Origin of the sequence: Adlercreutzia mucosicola DSM 19490, from assembly GCF_000422625.1 — a bacterium.
GTDB lineage: Bacteria > Actinomycetota > Coriobacteriia > Coriobacteriales > Eggerthellaceae > Adlercreutzia > Adlercreutzia mucosicola.
Map to the genome: position 1 here is coordinate 77,427 of NZ_AUGK01000011.1, position 17,735 is coordinate 95,161.

14 protein-coding genes are annotated in these 17,735 nt (G+C 68.4%); 3 read left to right on the top strand and 11 right to left on the bottom strand.

What is annotated here, in order from left to right:
• Positions 1-2: 2 nt before the first annotated feature.
• Together G503_RS0107570 and G503_RS14335 are read right to left on the bottom strand one after the other, a co-directional pair.
• Entirely contained in the window at positions 3-1,106 is a 1,104-nt protein-coding gene (locus tag G503_RS0107570; RefSeq protein ID WP_016308627.1) for a DUF917 domain-containing protein, read from the bottom strand.
• Entirely contained in the window at positions 1,103-2,518 is a 1,416-nt protein-coding gene (locus G503_RS14335; RefSeq protein WP_051191043.1) for a cytosine permease, read from the bottom strand. The genes G503_RS0107570 and G503_RS14335 overlap by 4 nt, the downstream gene beginning before the upstream one ends.
• A gap of 265 nt (positions 2,519-2,783) precedes the next feature.
• Here G503_RS14335 and G503_RS0107580 point away from each other — a divergent pair, with 265 nt between their 5' ends.
• Positions 2,784-4,187 carry a purine-cytosine permease family protein gene (locus G503_RS0107580; protein WP_051191044.1) on the top strand — a complete coding sequence of 468 codons (1,404 nt, stop codon included), beginning with the start codon at positions 2,784-2,786 and terminating at the stop codon, positions 4,185-4,187.
• Positions 4,188-4,277: 90 nt separating this feature from the next.
• Here G503_RS0107580 and G503_RS0107585 read toward each other — a convergent pair whose 3' ends face one another.
• From G503_RS0107585 to G503_RS0107595, 3 genes are read right to left on the bottom strand one after another with little or no spacing between them, the layout of a single operon-like run.
• Positions 4,278-5,111 (bottom strand): nitrilase-related carbon-nitrogen hydrolase, encoded by an 834-nt coding sequence (locus G503_RS0107585; protein WP_028027105.1) that lies wholly within the window; start codon positions 5,109-5,111, stop codon positions 4,278-4,280.
• Positions 5,112-5,120: 9 nt separating this feature from the next.
• Complete coding sequence (locus G503_RS0107590) at positions 5,121-6,701, bottom strand: hydantoinase/oxoprolinase N-terminal domain-containing protein (protein WP_028027106.1); 1,581 nt, start codon at positions 6,699-6,701, stop codon at positions 5,121-5,123.
• The gene (locus tag G503_RS0107595) at positions 6,701-7,798 is read right to left on the bottom strand and encodes a DUF917 domain-containing protein (RefSeq protein WP_028027107.1); all 1,098 of its coding nucleotides are present in this window, start codon (positions 7,796-7,798) and stop codon (positions 6,701-6,703) included. The genes G503_RS0107590 and G503_RS0107595 overlap by 1 nt, the downstream gene beginning before the upstream one ends.
• Before the next feature lie 128 nt (positions 7,799-7,926).
• Here G503_RS0107595 and G503_RS0107600 point away from each other — a divergent pair, with 128 nt between their 5' ends.
• Complete coding sequence (locus tag G503_RS0107600) at positions 7,927-8,910, top strand: DUF1177 domain-containing protein (RefSeq protein WP_028027108.1); 984 nt, start codon at positions 7,927-7,929, stop codon at positions 8,908-8,910.
• A complete protein-coding gene (locus tag G503_RS0107605) occupies positions 8,903-9,895 on the top strand; it encodes an aminopeptidase (RefSeq protein WP_035022345.1) in 993 nt (330 codons plus the stop codon). Before G503_RS0107600 ends, G503_RS0107605 begins: the two co-directional genes overlap by 8 nt.
• Positions 9,896-10,048: 153 nt before the next feature.
• Here the strand turns inward: G503_RS0107605 and G503_RS0107610 are convergent, their stop codons facing one another.
• The 6 genes from G503_RS0107610 to mrdA are packed head-to-tail and all read right to left on the bottom strand — an operon-like array spanning position 10,049 to position 17,735.
• Complete coding sequence (locus G503_RS0107610) at positions 10,049-10,408, bottom strand: histidine triad nucleotide-binding protein (protein ID WP_028027110.1); 360 nt, start codon at positions 10,406-10,408, stop codon at positions 10,049-10,051.
• A gap of 39 nt (positions 10,409-10,447) precedes the next feature.
• Positions 10,448-11,086: a TIGR03936 family radical SAM-associated protein gene (locus G503_RS0107615; protein ID WP_028027111.1), complete on the bottom strand. Its 639-nt coding sequence runs from the start codon at positions 11,084-11,086 to the stop codon at positions 10,448-10,450.
• Entirely contained in the window at positions 11,086-13,152 is a 2,067-nt protein-coding gene (locus G503_RS14340; RefSeq protein WP_084636400.1) for a TIGR03960 family B12-binding radical SAM protein, read from the bottom strand. Before G503_RS14340 ends, G503_RS0107615 begins: the two co-directional genes overlap by 1 nt.
• Positions 13,139-14,320: a YcjF family protein gene (locus tag G503_RS14345; RefSeq protein ID WP_051191045.1), complete on the bottom strand. Its 1,182-nt coding sequence runs from the start codon at positions 14,318-14,320 to the stop codon at positions 13,139-13,141. Before G503_RS14345 ends, G503_RS14340 begins: the two co-directional genes overlap by 14 nt.
• Positions 14,317-15,549: a rod shape-determining protein RodA gene (gene rodA, locus G503_RS14350; RefSeq protein ID WP_035022348.1), complete on the bottom strand. Its 1,233-nt coding sequence runs from the start codon at positions 15,547-15,549 to the stop codon at positions 14,317-14,319. Before rodA ends, G503_RS14345 begins: the two co-directional genes overlap by 4 nt.
• A gap of 8 nt (positions 15,550-15,557) precedes the next feature.
• Positions 15,558-17,735, bottom strand: coding sequence for a penicillin-binding protein 2 (gene mrdA / locus G503_RS0107635; protein WP_028027112.1), 2,178 nt, complete (start codon positions 17,733-17,735; stop codon positions 15,558-15,560).

A 17,735-nucleotide genomic window follows, 5' to 3' on the forward strand; every position in this document is an offset into this window, starting at 1 on the left:
CCCTATTCCCCCTTCTGCCCGCAGAGCTCTTCCACGGGCACGTAATCCACGTCGATGCCGAAATAGCGCGGCCCCACCAGATCGAGTCCGCGCGGAGTGCGCCACATATCGAAGCAGGTCAGCCCCACGGCCAGCACCCGCTTGCCGTACTTGAGCGCATCAGTGGGCACGGGAATGAACGTCTCCGGGTCCACCAGGCAGATGAGGTCGGGCACCGTGGCGCGCACCTCGCCGTCCACCACACACTGCAAGTTCTCGTTCTGGAAGTCGACGAAGGCGCGGCTGCCGCGGTACTCGCCGATGCCCTCGAGCACAGCTCGGCCGAAGTTGAAGGCCCCCCGCGTCTCGCGCAGCACATCGGCGATCTTGCCCTTGAACAGCTTGAACCCGCCGGTGAAGTGCAGGAAGTACTCCTCGGGGGTCATGCCGGCCGCCGCGGCGCCCTCTTTGGCGGTGCGGATGGCGTGCCCCAGCTTCTGGGACCGCGTCACGATGCCGTGGACGCCGTAGGCCTTCACCGTGGGGGCGTCCATGCAGTACAGGGCGATGGTCAGCGTGCCGCCGCAGGTGGTGGTGGCGGCCCGCGCGATGTCCTCGGTCCACTTGTTCGTCACCGTGGACAGCACCCCGGCGTTGCCCTTCTCGTCGATGAAGGCCATGGGGCTCGCGCTGGCCCCGCCGATGGCGAAGGTGGCCATCTGCAGCTCGGGGAAGGCGCGGCCCATGCCGTCGGCGTCCACCATGGGGATGCCGAGGCGCGCGGCGCAGGCGATGGGCAGCATGGAGTTCACGCCGCCGGCCTCGGCGGGCATGGTGGCGTAGACCGGGCGGTTGAAGAACATGCCCACCATGTCGAAGAGACGATGGAACTCGTGGGCCCCCACGCCCTTCTCGGTGAGGATGGTGGGCGCCCCCATGGATGCACTCGGCACCACGAAGGCGTCGTCGGGCAGCTCGTCGGCGCCGATAAGCCGCACCGGTCCGCACTCGCGCACGGCGGCCATGGCCGTCAGCTTGCCGATGTAGGGGTCGCCGCCCCCGCCGGCGCCCAGCAGCGTGGCGCCCAGGGCGATGTCCTCGATGTCGTTCAGACCGATCTCTCTCATAAAGCCTCTCTCTCAGGTTCGAAGTCCGCAACGGTATCGCAGGCCGCGGCACGCTCGGCGCCGCGGGCCGTAGAGGTATCGGAGGTGCGCCAGCGCACCGGCCCCGTGAAGCGGCGCCGGCCCGTGGCGTAGTAGACCAGGGTATAGGAAAGTATCGAGGCTGCAAGCGCGTTCACCGGCCCCAGGAAGAAGGGCAAGCTGAGAAAGGCCAGCCCCGGCACTCCGGCGAAGGCGCCGCCCGTGACCAGACCCACGATCACACCCGCCCCGAGGGCCGCCGCACCGGGCACCGAGAAGCCTTCGACGAGCTCCACATTCTCGGGCCGCGCGCGGCGCACGATCCAGTAGTCGGCCACCACCGCGCCGGCCAGGGCCGGGGCCGTAGCCGACAGAAACGACAGGAACATCTCGAACTGCCCCAAGATGCCGCCTAAGGCCAGCGCGATGCCGGCGATGCCCGCCACGAGCGTCGTCACCTTGCTGCCGCTCTCGTCGCGGCCGAGCATGACGGCGAAGCCGAGACCGGCGGAGTACACGTTGCTCGCGTTCACCGTCCAGGCCGACAGCACCAGGGCCAGAAGTCCCACCGCGGGAAGGCCGATGGAGTTCATGAGCACCGCCACGTCCCCCTCGCCGGTCACGATGGCCAAAGCCGCTGCGCAGGCGAGCGCCACCAGGGCCGCGGGCAGCACTCCCACCACGCAGGACAGCACCGCGTCGCGGCGCGTGCGGGCGAAGCGCGCGATGTCGCCGGCGGTGAACCCCGCGAAGGCGAACAGCCCGATGGCCAGGTTCACCCCGGTCAGAAAGCCGATGGCGTCGGCGGGCGCAGGGGCAAAAGCAACCAGGGGCCCCGCCCCGCCCTCACCAGCCAAAGATGCGGCCACCCCGTAGAGGCAGACTGCCATGAGAAAGGGCGCCGCCACGGTGGACAGCCAGCGCAGCCCCGAGAAGCCGATCACCGCCGTGACCAGCATGAGCAGCCCCAGCCCCAAAGCGCAGGCCCATTCGGGAGCCGCGACAGTGAAGGTGGCCGCCAGCATAAGCGACAGCGACGCGCCACACACGGCCGTCTGCACACCGAACCAGCCCACGGTCACCACGCCCACGATGAGCGACACGACCCAGCGCGCCCCGCCGACACCGAGGGCCGGGGCCGCCAGCAGCGCCGTCGGCGCGCCGGTGTCCGACGCCTGCATCGAGACGAAGCACATATATATGACGATGAAGCCGAAGCCCGCCAAGGTGGCCAAAGCCGAGCCGCCCAGGCCCAGGCCCAGCCCCAAGGCCGCTCCCACCATCAGCGTCGGGGCGCTGAACATGCCCCCGGCGCGGATGATGGCGATGGCCTTCCAATCCTTGCGGTCCGCCTCGTCGACGTACAGATCGGCGCCGAGTCCCTTCGATTCCATGGCGGGCGCATCCCCTTTCCAATCTCTCGCGCACCGTCCCCACGGCGCGAATCAAACTCTGCCAGCATACCATCGCGGCGCGGAAACCACCGTTTAGCGACGGGTGGAACCAGGCAGACGGATTCCTTTCCCATTGGAAACACAAATGAAAAGCAAGCAAGATATAATTTCTCCATTCTGCATTCAGCAGAAGCACATGTATCGGCAGCGCCGGTCCGATGGGGAAAGACGCCGCGCCGCCGCTTTTGAGAGAGAAGGATTGCCTATGACAACTGAAAAGCAATTCGAAGAGGCCGCCGAGGCCGAGAACCGCGACATCGATTACTCGCTGTCGCGCGTTCCCGCCAGCGCCAAGCAGCCGTTCTGGCGCATCCTCTTCATCCGTATCGGCGCCATCTGCTGCGTGTCCCAGCTGATGCTGGGCGCCGCCCTCGGCTACGGTATGACGTTCTTCGACGCCTTCGTCTGCACTATGCTCGGCTCGGTGCTGCTGCAGGTCGTCAGCTGGGCGCTCGGTACCGCCGCGGCTCGCGAGGGCCTGTCCACCAGCCTTCTTTCCCGCTGGTGCGGTCTGGGCAAGGGCGGAAGCGCCCTGTTCGGCGGCGTGGTCGCCATCTCCATGGTCGGCTGGTTCGGCGTGCAGAACTCGGTGTTCGGCCAGGGCATGGCCTCCATCGTGCCCTTCACCGACTTCCTCGGCACCGAGGAGATCATTCCCGGCGTGACCGGCGAGTACATCCTGTGGGCCATCATCACGGGCCTGTCCATCACCCTGCTCGTGGTGTTCGGTATCAAGGCCATCGCTAACTTCGCCACCATCTTCGTGCCGCTGTTCGTCATCGTGGTCATCGTGGCCGCCGCCATCGTGCTGCAGGGCCACTCCATCGGCGAGCTCATCGCCGCGGCTCCTCCGGGACCGGCTTTGTCGATCGGCGCTGGCACGACCATGGTCGCCGGCGGATTTATCGCCGGTGCCATCTGCACCCCCGACTACGCCCGCTTCCTGAAGAACGGCAACCAGGTGTTCTGGATGACGCTCATCGGCACCTTCCTGGGCGAGCTGGGTATGAACCTCTTGGCCGTGCTTCTGGCCAACGCCATGGGCACCGAGAACGTCGTCGACATCATGATGGGCACCTCCGGCATCATCGGCGTGATTATCGTGGTCGCCTCTACCGTGAAGCTGAACGACATCAACCTGTACTCGTCCAGCCTCGGCCTGGCCACCATGATCAACGCCCTGTTCAACAAGGTGTTCAGCCGCAACGCCCTGGTGTGGGCCCTCGGCATCGTGGGCACTGTGCTGTCGGTGGTGGGCATCATCAACTACTTCACGAGCTTCCTCACCCTGCTCGGCGTGGCCATTCCGCCCGTGGCCGGCATCATGGTGGTGGACTACTTCTTCCTGCGCCGCAGCCGCGCCGCCCTGGAGGAGACCCGCGAGGCGGGCACGCTGCCCCGCCGCGTGGAGAACTGGAATCCCATCACCATCATCTGCTGGCTCGTGGGCTTCGGCATCGGCGAGGTGTCCAGCATCTACGCCATTGGTATCCCGGGCCTGAACTCGCTCATCCTGGCGGGCCTGCTGTACTGGGTCGTCATGGTGGTGGCCGCCCGCGTCAAGGGCGTGCAGAACATCACCTTCAAGGAGACCGACGAGGTGCTGTAAGCCGCAGCGCACCGCACGCGCAAAAAGGGCGCCGGAAGCATTTCCGGCGCCCTTTCTTTATGGGATGGGGCAGAAAAACGAGCCGGCCGCCTAGGGCAGCAGCACGTCGTCGTAGAGCTCGGGGCGACGGTCGCGCAGGTAGGGCGGGTAGCGGCCGTCCATGCGGCCCGCAGCCACATCCGCCAGGTCGATGTCGGCGACAAGGACGCCCTCGGCCTCCCCCTCCAGCTCGGCGACGATGTGGCCGCGCGGATTGCTCACATAGGAATGGCCCGGCATCACCAGATCGTCCTCTACGCCGTAGCGGTTCACGCAAGCCGCATACACCGTGTTCTCCAAAGCACGGGAGGGACCGTTAAGATACCAGCCGTCCATGTCCTCCTTGCACCAAGCGGCCAGGCACAGCACCAGATCGCACCCTTTCAGAGCCAGCATGCGGGCCGTCTCCGGGAAACCCATGTCGTAGCAGATCATGACGCCCACACGTCCGAAGTCGGTGTCGAACACGCCGCCGCCGTTGCCGCCGCGGAAGTAGAAGCGCTCGAGCGCCCACAGGTGCTGCTTGTCGTAGGTGCCCAGCAGGTTGCCCTCCCGATCGATGAACACCGAGCTGTTGTAGGGCACGGCGGTCAGCTCGCGGGTGAGGGCCACGCCGGCGGCAACGTAGCACCCGCCGGACCGGGCCGCCTCCTGCAGCGCGCGCACCGTAGGGCCGTCCACCGGCTCCACCAGGTCACCCAGGATGGGGCCGATGGCGTTCAGCTGGTAACCCGTGGAGAACAGCTCGGGCAGCAGCACCAAATCGGCGCCGGCCTCGGCGGCCTCGGCGATCATCTGGCAGGCGCGCTCGGTGTTCTTGGCGGGGTTGCCCAGCTCGGCCTCGAACTGGATGAGGGCGAGTCGCACCGGACGAGATTCAGTCATGGGGCCTCCTCACAGCATCAAATCGCCCACGGCCTTCACGCGGATGCACAGGGCATCGCCGAGGTAGGCCATGGGGATATCCTCGACTTCGATCACTTCCACCGTGGCCGGATCGGCGCCGGCGGCGATAGCCTCGTCGCAAGCGCGGCGCTTCGACTCCTCGATGGCCTGGGCGCGGGGCGTCTCGGACAGCGAGAATACCTTGGCGATCTGGCCCGACACCTGGGCGATGGCGCTGCCGATGGCGTTGGCCACGCCGAAGTGCGGCGGGCGCAGCACCGCGCTCGCCCCTTCCAGGGCCTCGGGCGCCAGGATGGAACCGCCGCCCACGAGCACCACCTTCACGTCGCCGGCCGAGGTCTTCATGGCGTCCACGGCATCCTCGATGATGCGGACGATCTCGGCATAGCCGCGCTCCACCAGGTCGGCGTCGAGCGAAGATACGAGCGACGCGTCACCCACCTCGGGCGCCAACCCCCGGGCCGCCACGATGTCGGTGGCCGTGACCACATCACCCCCGAACACGAGCGCGTCGCGGGTCACGCGAAAGCCCACGGAATCGGGGCCCACGGTGACCGAGCCGTCCTCGGCGCGGCGCACGATGGAGCCGCCGCCGAGCCCGACGCTCACCAGGTCGGGCATGCGGAAGTTCGTGCGCACATCGCCGATCTCCACGGCCACCATGGACTCGCGGGGAAAACCGTGGGACAGCACGCCCACATCCGTGGTGGTGCCGCCGATGTCCACGACGATGGCGTCCTTCTCCTGGGTGAGGAACGACGCTCCGCGGATGGAGTTGGTGGGACCGCAGGCGATGGTGAAGATGGGATAGCGCTTGGCGTAGTCCACCGACATGAGAGTGCCGTCGTTCTGACCGAGGTACACGGCCACATCCACGATACCCTCGGCGGCCAGCGCCTCCTCGAAGCTGTCGGCCGTGGTGCGGGCCACGTCCACCAGCGCGGCGTTCAGGATGGAGGCGTTCTCGCGCTCCAGAAAGCCGAGCGAGCCGATCTCGGAGGACACCGAGATGGGGAACTCCTCGCCGAGCTCGGCGCGCAGCACCTCCACGGCACGGCGCTCGTGGGCATCGGACACCGGCGAGAACACGCTCGTGACCGCCACGGACTCGAAGCCCTCCTCGCGCACCACGCGGGCCACCTCGCGGATCTCGTCCTCGATAAGCGCGTTGATCTCGCGGCCATCGAACTCGTGGCCGCCGTGCACCAGAAAGTCGCGCACGCGCATGGCGCTCTTCAGCTCCTCGGGCCAGTCGGCCATGCAGCTGATGGCCGTTGTGGCCGGGGCCCCGATGCGCAGGGCGGCCACCTTGTTCAGGCGGCGGCGCTCCACGATGGCGTTGGTGCAGTGGGTGGTGCCCAGCATGGCAAATCCGATGTTCGCCGCGGCCTCGAGGCCGATCTGGGAAACCACCTCGTGCATGGCGGCCTTGATGCCGCCCATGACGTCCTCGGTGGTGGGGCTCTTGGTAGAGGCGACCAGGTTCAGGTCGCCGTCGATGATCACGGCGTCGGTGTTGGTACCGCCCACATCGATGCCCAAGCGCCAGGTGCGCTTCTCCTCTGCCATTATCGGCCTCCTTCCGTCGCCGCCAGTTCCTCGACGGGCACGTAGTCCAAGTCATAGCCGAAGGCGCGCGGCCCCACGACCGCCAGGCCCTCGGGGGTGCGCCACTGATCGTCGCAGGGCATGCCCACCACCACGATGCGGGCGCCGTACTTCAGGCCCTCGGTGGTCACCGGCGTGCCGGATTCCATATCCAGCGACATGATGAGGTCCGGCGAGGTGCACAGGGCCCGGCCGTCGGCCCGGGCGATGATGTTCTCGTTCTGGAACTCTATGACCAGCTCGCGGCCCTTGTCGTCGTCCAGGCCGGCCACCACGGCCCGCCCGCGCACGAACATGCCGTCGGTGTTGCGCTCAACATCGACCACCTTGCCCTTGAACAGACGGTGCCCGCGGGTGACCTCGAGCACGGCGGCGATGGGGTCGGCGTGCATCTCACGGGCCTCGCGCAGGGTGCGGCCGATCTTCTCGCACAGCGTGGGCGTGCCGGGAATGGCGAAGTCCTTCAGCTGGCGGCCGGTGCACATGTAGGAGGCCAGGATGGTGTAACCGCCCATGACCGAGGTGGCCTGGCGGGCGATGCGCTCGAGCCAGCGATCGTCGATGGCGCGCACGGTGACGGTGTTGCCCTTCTCGTCGGCGAGCACCGCCGGCTGGCCCTTCACGCCGTTGATGCCCAGCGTGGTCATCTGCAGCTCGGGGAAGGCACGGCCCATCAGATCGCAGTCCACCACGGGGATGCGGCGGGTGGCGCCGAGAATGAACGGGATGGTGGAGTTCACGCCGCCGGCCTCCACGGCGTAGATGGCGTAGGGCTCCACGCCCAGCTCCTTCACCATCTCGTCGTAAGTGGCCATGGGCTCCAGGCCGCTGCAGATCTTCTCCACCATGATGGTGGGGGCGCCCATCATCTGGGACACCACCACGACAGCATCGTCGGGCACCTCGTCCGGCGTGATCAGTTCCACGTCGCCGTACTTGCGAATGGCCTCGATGGCCATGAGCTTGCCCACATACGGGTCTCCCCCGCCGCCGGCGCCCAGCACCGTGGCGCCCAGGGCCATATCCTCGATTTCGTCGACTCCGATAAAGCGTCTCATAATGGCACGTCCCCTTCGGTCGTTACATACTTGAGTGAGATTGTAGTCGAAAAGCGCTGACCCGACGTTACCTTCTCGGCCGCGCAGCGTTAAAATGACGTACACGGTCATAACAGAAAGGGTTTCCCATGATTCTCAAGCAACTGATCGAGCTGTACGACCTGCTGGACTCCCCCGCCGCCAGCGGCGAGGCGGCCCTGGCCTATCTGCGCTCCATCGATCCGGACTGCGACGCCGAGACCTACCCGCTCGCCGGCGCCAAGGGCTCCACCGATATGATCCGCATCCGCATCCCCGGCACGAACGGTCGCGCCGTCGGCGGCGATGCCCCCACCATCGGCCTTCTGGGCCGCCTGGGCGGCCTGGGCGCGCGCCCGGAGCGCATCGGGTTCGTGTCCGACGGCGATGGGGCGCTCGTGGCCCTGGCCTGCGCGGCGAAGCTCTTGTCCATGCGCGTTCGCGGGGATATGCTCCCCGGCGACGTGTTCGTGTCCACCCACATCTGCCCCCATGCCCCCACCGCGCCCCACGAGCCGGTGCCCTTCATGGGCTCGCCGGTGTCCATGGCCGAGGTGAACCGCGAGGAGGTAGGCGACGGCGCCGCCGAGACGGGCGCATGGCCCCTGGACGCCGTGCTGTCGGTGGACACCACCAAGGGCAACCGCATCATGAACGAGCGCGGCTTCATGATCTCACCCACGGTGAAAGAGGGCTGCATCCTGCCCGTGAGCGACGACTTGGTGACCCTGGCCGAGATGGCCTCGGGCCGCCGCGCGCGCACCTACCCCCTGTCCATGAACGACATCACGCCCTACGGCAACGGGCTGTACCACCTGAACTCCATCTTGCAGCCCGCCACCGCCACCGCCGCGCCCGTGGTGGGCGTGGCGGTCACCACCGAGGTGCCGGTGCCCGGCTGCGCCACGGGGGCCACGCACCTGACCGACCTGGACGAGACCGGCAGCTTCATGATCGAGGTGGCCAAGGCCTTCGGCGCGGGCAGCTGCGCCTTCTACGATCCGGCCGAGCTTAAGCGCTTCCATGCCCGCTACGGATCCATGGCCCATCTGCAGACCATGGGCAACCTCCCCGCGGAGAACGAACATGCCTAGGACCGGCGTGCTCGGGGCGAGCGAGGAACTGAGGGAGCGGGCCCGGGCCATCCTGACCCGCAACGCCAGCCTGACCGCGAAGGAGAGCCTGACCGTGGTCACCGATGATGCGACCCGCGAGGTGGGCGAGCTGTTCTACGCCGCCGGCTGCGAGCTGGGCGCCACCACGGCCCTGCTGGTGATGCCCGAGGGCCGTGTGGCCGGGGAGGAGCCGCCCTCGGCCGTGGCCGCGGCCATGGCGTCGGCCGATGTGGCCCTGTGCGCCACGGCCAAGTCGCTCACCCACACCCGGGCCCGCATCAACGCCGCCGCGGGGGGCACCCGCGTAGTCACCATGCCGGGCATCACCCTCGCCATGCTCCAGGCCGGGGCCTGCTGCGCCGACTACGAGCGCGTGGAAGCGCTCACCGCCGCGATGACCGCCCGCCTGGACGCGGCCCGAACGGCCCGCATCGAGAAGGACGGCCACACCCTGGCCTTGAACCTGGACGGGCGCCCCGGCGTGCCGAGCCCGGGCGTGTTCCGCACACCGGGGGCCAGCGGGAACTTCCCGTCGGGCGAGGCCTACATCGCGCCCGTGGAGGACGCGGGAAGCGGCACCATGGTCATCGACGGCAGCATGGTGGGCATCGGGCGCTTGAGCGAAGCCGCCCCGATGACCGTGCACCTGGAGAACGGCCGCCTTGTGGCCATCGAGGGCGGCGATGAGACCGGCCCCTACGCCGAGCGCCTGGCCGTGCTGTTCGAGCGCCCCGAGAACGGCACCATCGCCGAGCTGGGCATCGGCACCAACGAGTGCGCCCTGCTGACGGGCAACATCCTCGAGGACGAGAAGATCTACGGCACCGTGCACATCGCCTTCGGCACCAACGCCTCCTTCGGGGGCGCCACCACGGCCGACTGCCACCTGGACGGCATCATCGTGAACCCCACGCTGTACCTGGACGACGAGCTGGTCATCGATCGCGGAACCTTCGTGGCCTGAGGCTGCGGGGCTGCGGGCGGGACTGCGGCACCGGCCCGCGCCGAGGCCGCGCAACCTGCCCCGAACCGCAAGCGGGGCGCCTGCAGGCGCCCCGCTTTTCTTATCGCTGCCACACAAAGGCCGCTTCCGCCCCGCGGCGCGCCCGCTCCCCTTCTAGGCCTCGCGCAGGCTTCCCTCGAAGGTGAAGCGGCCCATCTTGGTACCGCCGAGCACGTGCACGTGCAGGTGCCCCACGGTGGCGGCGGAGTCGGGACCGGTGTTCACCACGGTGCGGTAGCCGCTCTCGCCGACGCCTTTCAAGCGCGCGACCTCGGGCACGACGCTCATCATATGGCCGATGACCTCGGCCGGCACCCCGTCGGCCAAGTTGTCGTAGTGCACCTTCGGCACAATGAGAGTGTGCACCGGCGCCTCGGGCTCGATGTCGTCGAAGGCGTAGCAGATATCGTCCTCGTACACCTTGGCCGACGGGATGTCGCCGGCGACGATCTTGCAGAACAGGCAATCGTCCATGGGAGTTCCTTTCTCTCTCACAGCGCCATCATAGCGCTCTTACCCTCGCTGAGCCACACGCAGGAAGCTGACGGGACGCAGTCCCTCGGCAGCATACCCCTCCGCCACGGTGGCGGCCACAAGTTCGCGGACGAAGGCGTCGGCCCGCAGGCTGCCCGTGGGCTTCGACACCAGGGTGAAGGTCACGCGGGCGCCCTCCTGAGTCACCGAACCCGCCAGGTAGTCGGCCACCACGAGGGTCTTCTCCTTCTTCTTGCGCACCACGGTCACCGTCTCGGGCACCACCAGCGCCCGCGGCGCCTCGGAGAGCTCCACCTCATAGGTGCTCACGGGACAGGCCACAGAAGCCGCCGGGTCCCTGGGCTCGATATAGCGGGTCGCCGTGGGGTACAGATCGGCGGGACTCGCCTCCTGGAGGGCCGCCAGGGCCTTGTCCGGAGCCACGTAGTCGGTTAGGAACAGGTCGAAGAACTCGGATGTGCCCCCTACCCCTACGGGCAGGGCCGCGCCGAAGGCGATGCGCATGTGGGGTGAGAAGCCCTGGCTCACGGCGTAGGGCAGCCCCGCGCGGCGCACGGACCGCTCTAGGGCCCGGGCCACTTCCAGATGGGACAGCAGGGCGAGACGGCCCGTCTCGCGGAAGGTCACGCGCAGGCGGAACAAACGGGGATCGGCCATTACGCCATCGCCTCCTCTTCGGAAGATCCTTCGCCTTCGCCCCGCGGGCCGCGCTCGGGGTCGCGCGGGGCCCCGACGCCCCCGGCCGCCGCTTCCGAGGCGGAACGCACCTCGGTCGTCGCCGAGCCCGCGGCCCTCACGGTGCGGTAGGGATTCGCCCCGGCCGGCTCCACGGCCCCCGCGCCCGTCTTTCCCGCGCGCTCTTCCATAAGCTGGATGTCGGCGCCGAGCGTGGGACAGGCGCCGCAGGCGGAGCAGTTCTCGAAGGTGCAGTCCGGCGTGGTGATGCCCTCGGCGGCTCGGGCGCGCTCGCGGGCCAGGAAACGGGGCGATACGGCGGCGGTGATGTGGTTCCAGGGCAGCACGTAGTCGGTGGCGAAGTCGGCCTGGGCCACGGCCGCCGGATCGATGCCCAGCGCCTCGGCCGCGCCCGTCCACGCCTCGCCGTTAAAATGCTCGGTCCAGGCGTCGAAGCGAGCGCCGCGGCGCCACGCCTCCTCCACCCAAGCGGCCACCTCGCGGCCGCCGCGGCTCATGACCGCCTCCACGAACGAAGTCGCGGGGTCGTGGTAGTGCACGTCCACGGCCTTGTACTTCACCGAGCGCTTCAAAAGTCCCACGCGGCGCAGCGTCTCCTCTGGGGATATCTGCCCGTCCCATTGGAAGGGGGTCTGGGCCTTGGGCACGAACACGGCGCACGACACGCTCATGCGCACGCTGCCCCGCTGCTCGGGGGGCACGGCGGCCTTGGCGCGGTCGTAGGCCCGCTGGGCCAAGCTCGCGATGCCCTTGATGTCGTCGTCGGTCTCGGTGGGCAGGCCCACCATGAAGTACAGCTTGCAGCGACGCCACCCGGCGGCAAAGGCCGCGTCGATGGCGCTGAACAGGTCGTCCTCGGTCACGTTCTTATTGATGACGTCGCGCAGCCGCTGGGTACCGGCCTCGGGCGCGAAGGTGAGGCCGCCCTTCTTCTGGCCCGCCACCAGCTCGGCCATCTCCACCCCGAAGGCGTCGAGGCGCTGGGAGGGCACGCTCACGCGCACACCGGTGCCGGCGCAGGCCCCGTTCACCCGGGTGAGGATCTCGGCGATCTGGGAGTGGTCCGTGGAGGACAGCGAGGTGAGGCTCACCTCGTCGTAGCCGGTGTCGGCCAGCCCGCGCACCACGGCGCTCACGATGTTGTCGGCCGACCGCTCGCGCACGGGGCGGTACATCATGCCGGCCTGGCAGAAGCGGCAGCCGCGGGCGCACCCGCGCAGCACCTCCACGTTCAGGCGGTCGTGCACCACCTCGGTGTAGGGCACCACCATGGGCTCGTAGGCGTCAGAGGTGGCGAAGCCCGTAAACACCCGCTTGTCCACCACCGGCGGCACGTCGTCGAACAGGGGCTCCACCCAGCTGCCGGCCGCCTGGGCCTCGGCCTCGTCGCGCCAGCGGTACAGACTCGGCACGTAGGCGCCGCCCACCTCCCGGGCCAGGGCCCGCAAGATGTCAGCCCGCGGGGCGCCCTCGCCCCGCAGACGCCGGATGAGGGACAGCGCCTCGGGCAACTGCTCCTCCCCCTCGCCCACCAGAATCACGTCGAAGAAGGGGGCATAGGGCTCGGGGTTGTAGGCGCACGGACCGCCGGCCAGCACGACGGGATCGCCCTCGGCCCGCTCGTCGCTGTGCAGCGGGATGCCGGCCAGATCAAGCGTCTCCAGGATGTTGGTGGCCGCCAGCTCGTGGGGCAGCGTGATGCCCACCGCATCGAACTCGGCCACCGGGGCGCAGCTCTCCAGGGAGAACAGCGGCACGCCCGCATCGCGCATGAGGTCGGCCATGTCCACGGCCGGCAGGAAGGCCCGCTCGGCCCCCATGCCCTCGGTGGCGTTCACCGCGTTCACCAAAATGCGCACGGCCTGGTTCGCCTGGCCCAGCTCGTAGGTGTCCGGATAGATCATGCAGAATTGGAAGGGGGCGTCATCCTTCACGACGCAGCCCCACTCGTGGTTCAGATAGCGGGCCGGCCGCTCGACGCGAGCAAGCAGCGGCTCCACTTGCGGCCAGAGGTTAGTGCTTGGCATGGACTCCCTTTCCGTTCTTCCCGCGCAGGCCGCGCCACGTAGCGCGCCCCGCGTCCTTGGCGGCATCGACCACCTTGCGGCCCGCCGGCGTGGAGGCAGCCTTCCCTGCCGCCTCCACGGCCTCGTCGCGGGCCTTCTGCACTACGTTGGCCACGCCCACGATGTCGCCGCCGGCCTCGAAGTACTCGATGGCGGCCCGGCCCATGGCCTCGGTGCCGGCAAATCCCACGGCCCCCTTGATGGCCCAGCCGAGCACCGGCACCACGCCCACGGCGGTACGCGCGATGTTGCGGAACAGGAAGGCGCCCCCCACCACGGCGGCCAGCTCCTTGATGCGCTCGGCCGACAGGGGCTGGCCGTAGGCCGCGGCGATCTGCAGCAGCATCTTCGCCTGGTTCAGGGTCATGATGGGCATATCGGCCCCGGGGATGAACACCACCACGCCCACACCGGCGTTCTGGATAGCCGTGGCCCGCACCGCATCCAGCGACAGCGGCCGACGCACGAAGGGAAAGGCCAGGGCGAAGGCGAGCTTCTTGTCGCGGCAGGCCGCGATGATCCACTCCCCCATGCGGCGGTCCAACGTCGCGGCGGCCTCCTCGTCCAGAACGATGGGCTCGTCGGCGGCCGGATCCTCCTCCACGGGCGCGGGATGCTCGAGCAGGGCCAGCTCGGCGGCCGTCTCGGGCGCGGCGGCCGGCTCGGCGCCCGCGCCGCGGACGGCCGTCACCCGGCGCGCCAGGGTGGCGGCCGCATCGGCCAGGGGCGCAGGATCGGTCATATGGGGCGCCACCAGGTCTCCCTCGGGAATGGCGCAGCCCGCCGCCGCGGCCGCAGCGGCAACACCGTGGGGCTGGGTGGTCACCACCATGACGGGGATGCCCACCGCGCGGATATGGGCCGCAGCCTCGCCGATGAAGGGCGCGCTGCCGGCCACGATCACGGCCATGTCGTCGGCCTGGTAGGGCGCAGGAGCCCCGTCGTCCAGATAGCCCAAGGTCACCCGCGTACGGGCCCCGGCGCTCGCAAACGCGCTGCGCACGTGGCCCACCACGTCGCCGGGCGCCGTCTCATCCAGATAGACCGACACGGCCAGCGGCGTGGTGCGGGCGGCGTCGATATCGGTGGCCGCGCTCAGCAGCGCGGGGATGTCGATGGGAAGATTCATGATACGGCCTTCCTTCCTTGTACCGTGTGGTGGGACCACACCGAGCCAATGAGTCCGAGCAGGGCGAAGTTCACGACCATGAACGACGAGCCGTAGCTCATAAACGGCAGCGGGATGCCCGTGATGGGCATCAGCCCCACGTCCATGCCGATGTTCTCCAGAATCTGGAACAGCCACATGCCGATCACGCCCATCACGATGAGCATGCCGAACAGGTCGTCGGCGCCCCGGGCGATGGACAGGCACAACACGATGAGGGCGGCGTACAGGGCGATGAGCACCACCACGCCGGCAAAGCCCATCTCCTCGGCCAGCACGCAGAAGATGAAGTCGGTGGGAGCCTCGGGCAGAAAGCCGTGGGTGGACTGGGTGGCGTTCAAGAGCCCCTTGCCGAACAGGCCGCCCGAGCCGATGGCGATCTTGGCCTGGGCCAGGTTGTAGCCGTCGCCGGACAGGTCGCCCTCAGGGTTCAGGAACACGAGCAGTCGGCTGCGCTGGTAGTTCTTCAGCAGGCGGTACTCCCAACTTCCATCTTCCAGCTGGTATTTCAGCAGCTCGTCAACGGCGAACACCGCGACGATGGCCAGAATGCCCGCCGCCAGCGTGATCAACAGGTAGCGCGCCTTCGCTCCGCCCATCACCATGATAGTGGCACAGATGGCCAGATATACCAGGCCCGTGCCCAGGTCGGGCTGGGTCATGATGCAGGCGAAGGGCACCAGCGCCAAGCCGAGCACCTTGCAGTACTCGCGCCGGTCGTCCAGCATGCCCTGGTAGCGGGCCAGCAGACTGGCCGCGAACAGCACCACGGTCACCTTGGCGAACTCGCCGGGCTGCACCTGCATGCCGATGTTGATCCACGACTGGGCGCCCTTGGCGTTCACGCCGATCACGGGCAGATGGGGCGATAGGATGAGCACGACGTTGATAACGAGCAGGGCCGTGGTCATGTTGGCCAGACGGCGGTAGTCGAAGTGCCACAGCAGCACCATGAGCACCACGCCCACCCCCACGCCGGCCAGCTGGCGGTTGAAGCTGTACTTCTCGTCACCGTAGACCGCCGACCAGCAGACCAGAAGGCCGTAACCCACCAAGAGGGCCACCACCAACACAAACGGCCAGTTGACCAGGGAGAGCAGGGCCGGCCGCTCGGGACGCTGCGGGGCGGGCGCGCCCATGGCGCCGCGCTGGGATGCGTGAACGGAATGTATCTGGGGAAGCTGGGCCACCTTCGCTCCTAATCGGTTCGGCTCTCGGACTCAACAGGGATCTCGACGGACTGTCCCGTGGAGCCGGCGATACGGCCTACCTGCACGTCGGAGGCGCCCTCCTGGGACTTCACGAGCGCGCCCATCACCTCGGCCACCAGCGGCGCCGCGGTCGTCGAACCGCCGCCGCCCTGTTCGACGACCGCGGCCACCACGTACTTCGGATCGTCGTAGGGCGCATAGGCCACGAACCACGCCGTGTCGTTCTGACCGGCCTTCTCGCCGGTACCCGACTTGCCCGCCGCGTCGATGCCCTGCTCGGCGAAAAGGGCCGCCACGCCGGGCGACTGCAGCACCATATCGTGCAGCGACTGGCGCACGTAGCTCAAATGGGCCGCGTTCACCTCGGGGGTGCGCGCCACCTCGGGCTGGAAGGACACCACGGTCTCGCCCTCGCCGTTGCGCACCTCGCGCAGCACATGGGGCTTCATGATCTGGCCCGTGGCCACCCCGCCGTAGGCCGCCGCGATCTGCAGCGGCGTGACGAGCACGTCGCCCTGGCCGATGATCATGTTGGTGTAGTCGCCGCCGCGCCAGGTGGCCTCGGCCGGTCGGTTGCGGAAGGTCTCCTGTTTCCAGGCGGGCGTGGGCAGCTGACCGCCCGACTCGCCGCCAAGATCGATCCCGGTGCGCTCGCCGAAACCGAACTCCTCCAGGTACTGCTGCAAAGCCGTCTCGGACAGCTCGCCGGAGCCGGCCGGCCCGCGATCGTAGAAGCCCTTGGCGATCTCGTAGAAGACCACGTCGCAGGAGTTCACGATGCCGCCGTGCAGGTCCAAGGTGCCGTGGCCGTCGTGGTTCCAGCACTTCTGCACATCGCCGCTGCCGAAACCGTCCCACTCGCCGGTGCAAGTCCAGCTGCTGCCCTCGTTGGCCAGGCCGTATTCCAGACCGGCCAGAGAGGTGAAGGCCTTGAACGTGGAGGCAGCCGGATACTGGCCCGAGATCGCGCGGTTGTTCAGGGGCTGGTAGGCCTTGTTCTCCTTTTTGTCGTTGTAGATGTCCATGATCTCCGTGGAGATGGCCCCGGTGAAGTTCGTAGGGTCGAAGGTAGGATAGCTGGCCATGACGAGCACCGAGCCGTCCCGCACGTCCAGGGCCACCACGGCCCCCGAGCTGCCGATGCCCTTGCCGATCACGCCCGAGGGCGCGATGAGTTTGGCCAGGGCGGCGTCGGCCACGTACTGGGCCTTGGCGTCGATGGTGAGGTAGACATCGGACCCCTTGGCGTCCTGCACGTCGCTCATCACCGAGATGCGGCGGCCGGAGGCGTCCACCATCACTTTGCTCTCACCGTGCTCGCCGGCGAGCACGGCATCGTAGGAGGCCTCCACGCCGGCCTTGCCCACGGTGTCGATGGACAGGATCTGGCGCCCCTCGATTGACGCCTTCAGGTCGTCCTCGGAAGGCGCGCCGGTGTAGCCGAGCACATGGGCAGCCAGGGCGCCGTAGGGATAGCTGCGGCTCGCCCGCTCCTCCACGCTGATACCCGGGAAGGCGTCGGCGTGCTCGGCGATGAAGGCCACGTCCCGCAGGCGCACGTCGGAGGCCACCACGCGCAGGCTCTGGGCACCGGCCGAGGAATCTTTGATGCGCTGGGACACCACGTTCACCGGCAGGCCCAGCACCGTGGCCAGACGGCGCACCACATCGCGGTTGTCGGCCACATCAGGGTCGGCCAGCACTGTCTGGCTCATGCGGTTCACCACAAGCGGGGTGCCGAACATGTCGTAGATGAACCCGCGGGGCGCCGGCGTGTTCACGGTGGTGTACAAGTTCTGCTCGGCGGCGTCGGCGTATTCCGAATTGCCGAGGATCTGCATCGTCCACAGCTTCGCCGTCAGGATGCCGAAGATGGCCGCGGCGGCGGCTCCCAGCGCGGCGAAGCGGCCGGCGAGCCCGTCGGAGGGCTTCTGGGCCGCGGCGCTCTCCGAAGTGGAGACCGTCACCTCTCCCTCGCGGGCCGCCTTCGCGGCGCTCGTGGACTCGAAGGGCGAGGTGCCCACGCCGACGGTATCCAGCTGTCGCACGCTTTTCGTCTTGCCCACCGAGGGCGTGGAGGTGCGGGCGCGCAGCATGAACACCACGGCAATGGCCACGATGGCGATGAGGGCGGCCGCGAGGGCCGCGATAAGGGCGACGATCAT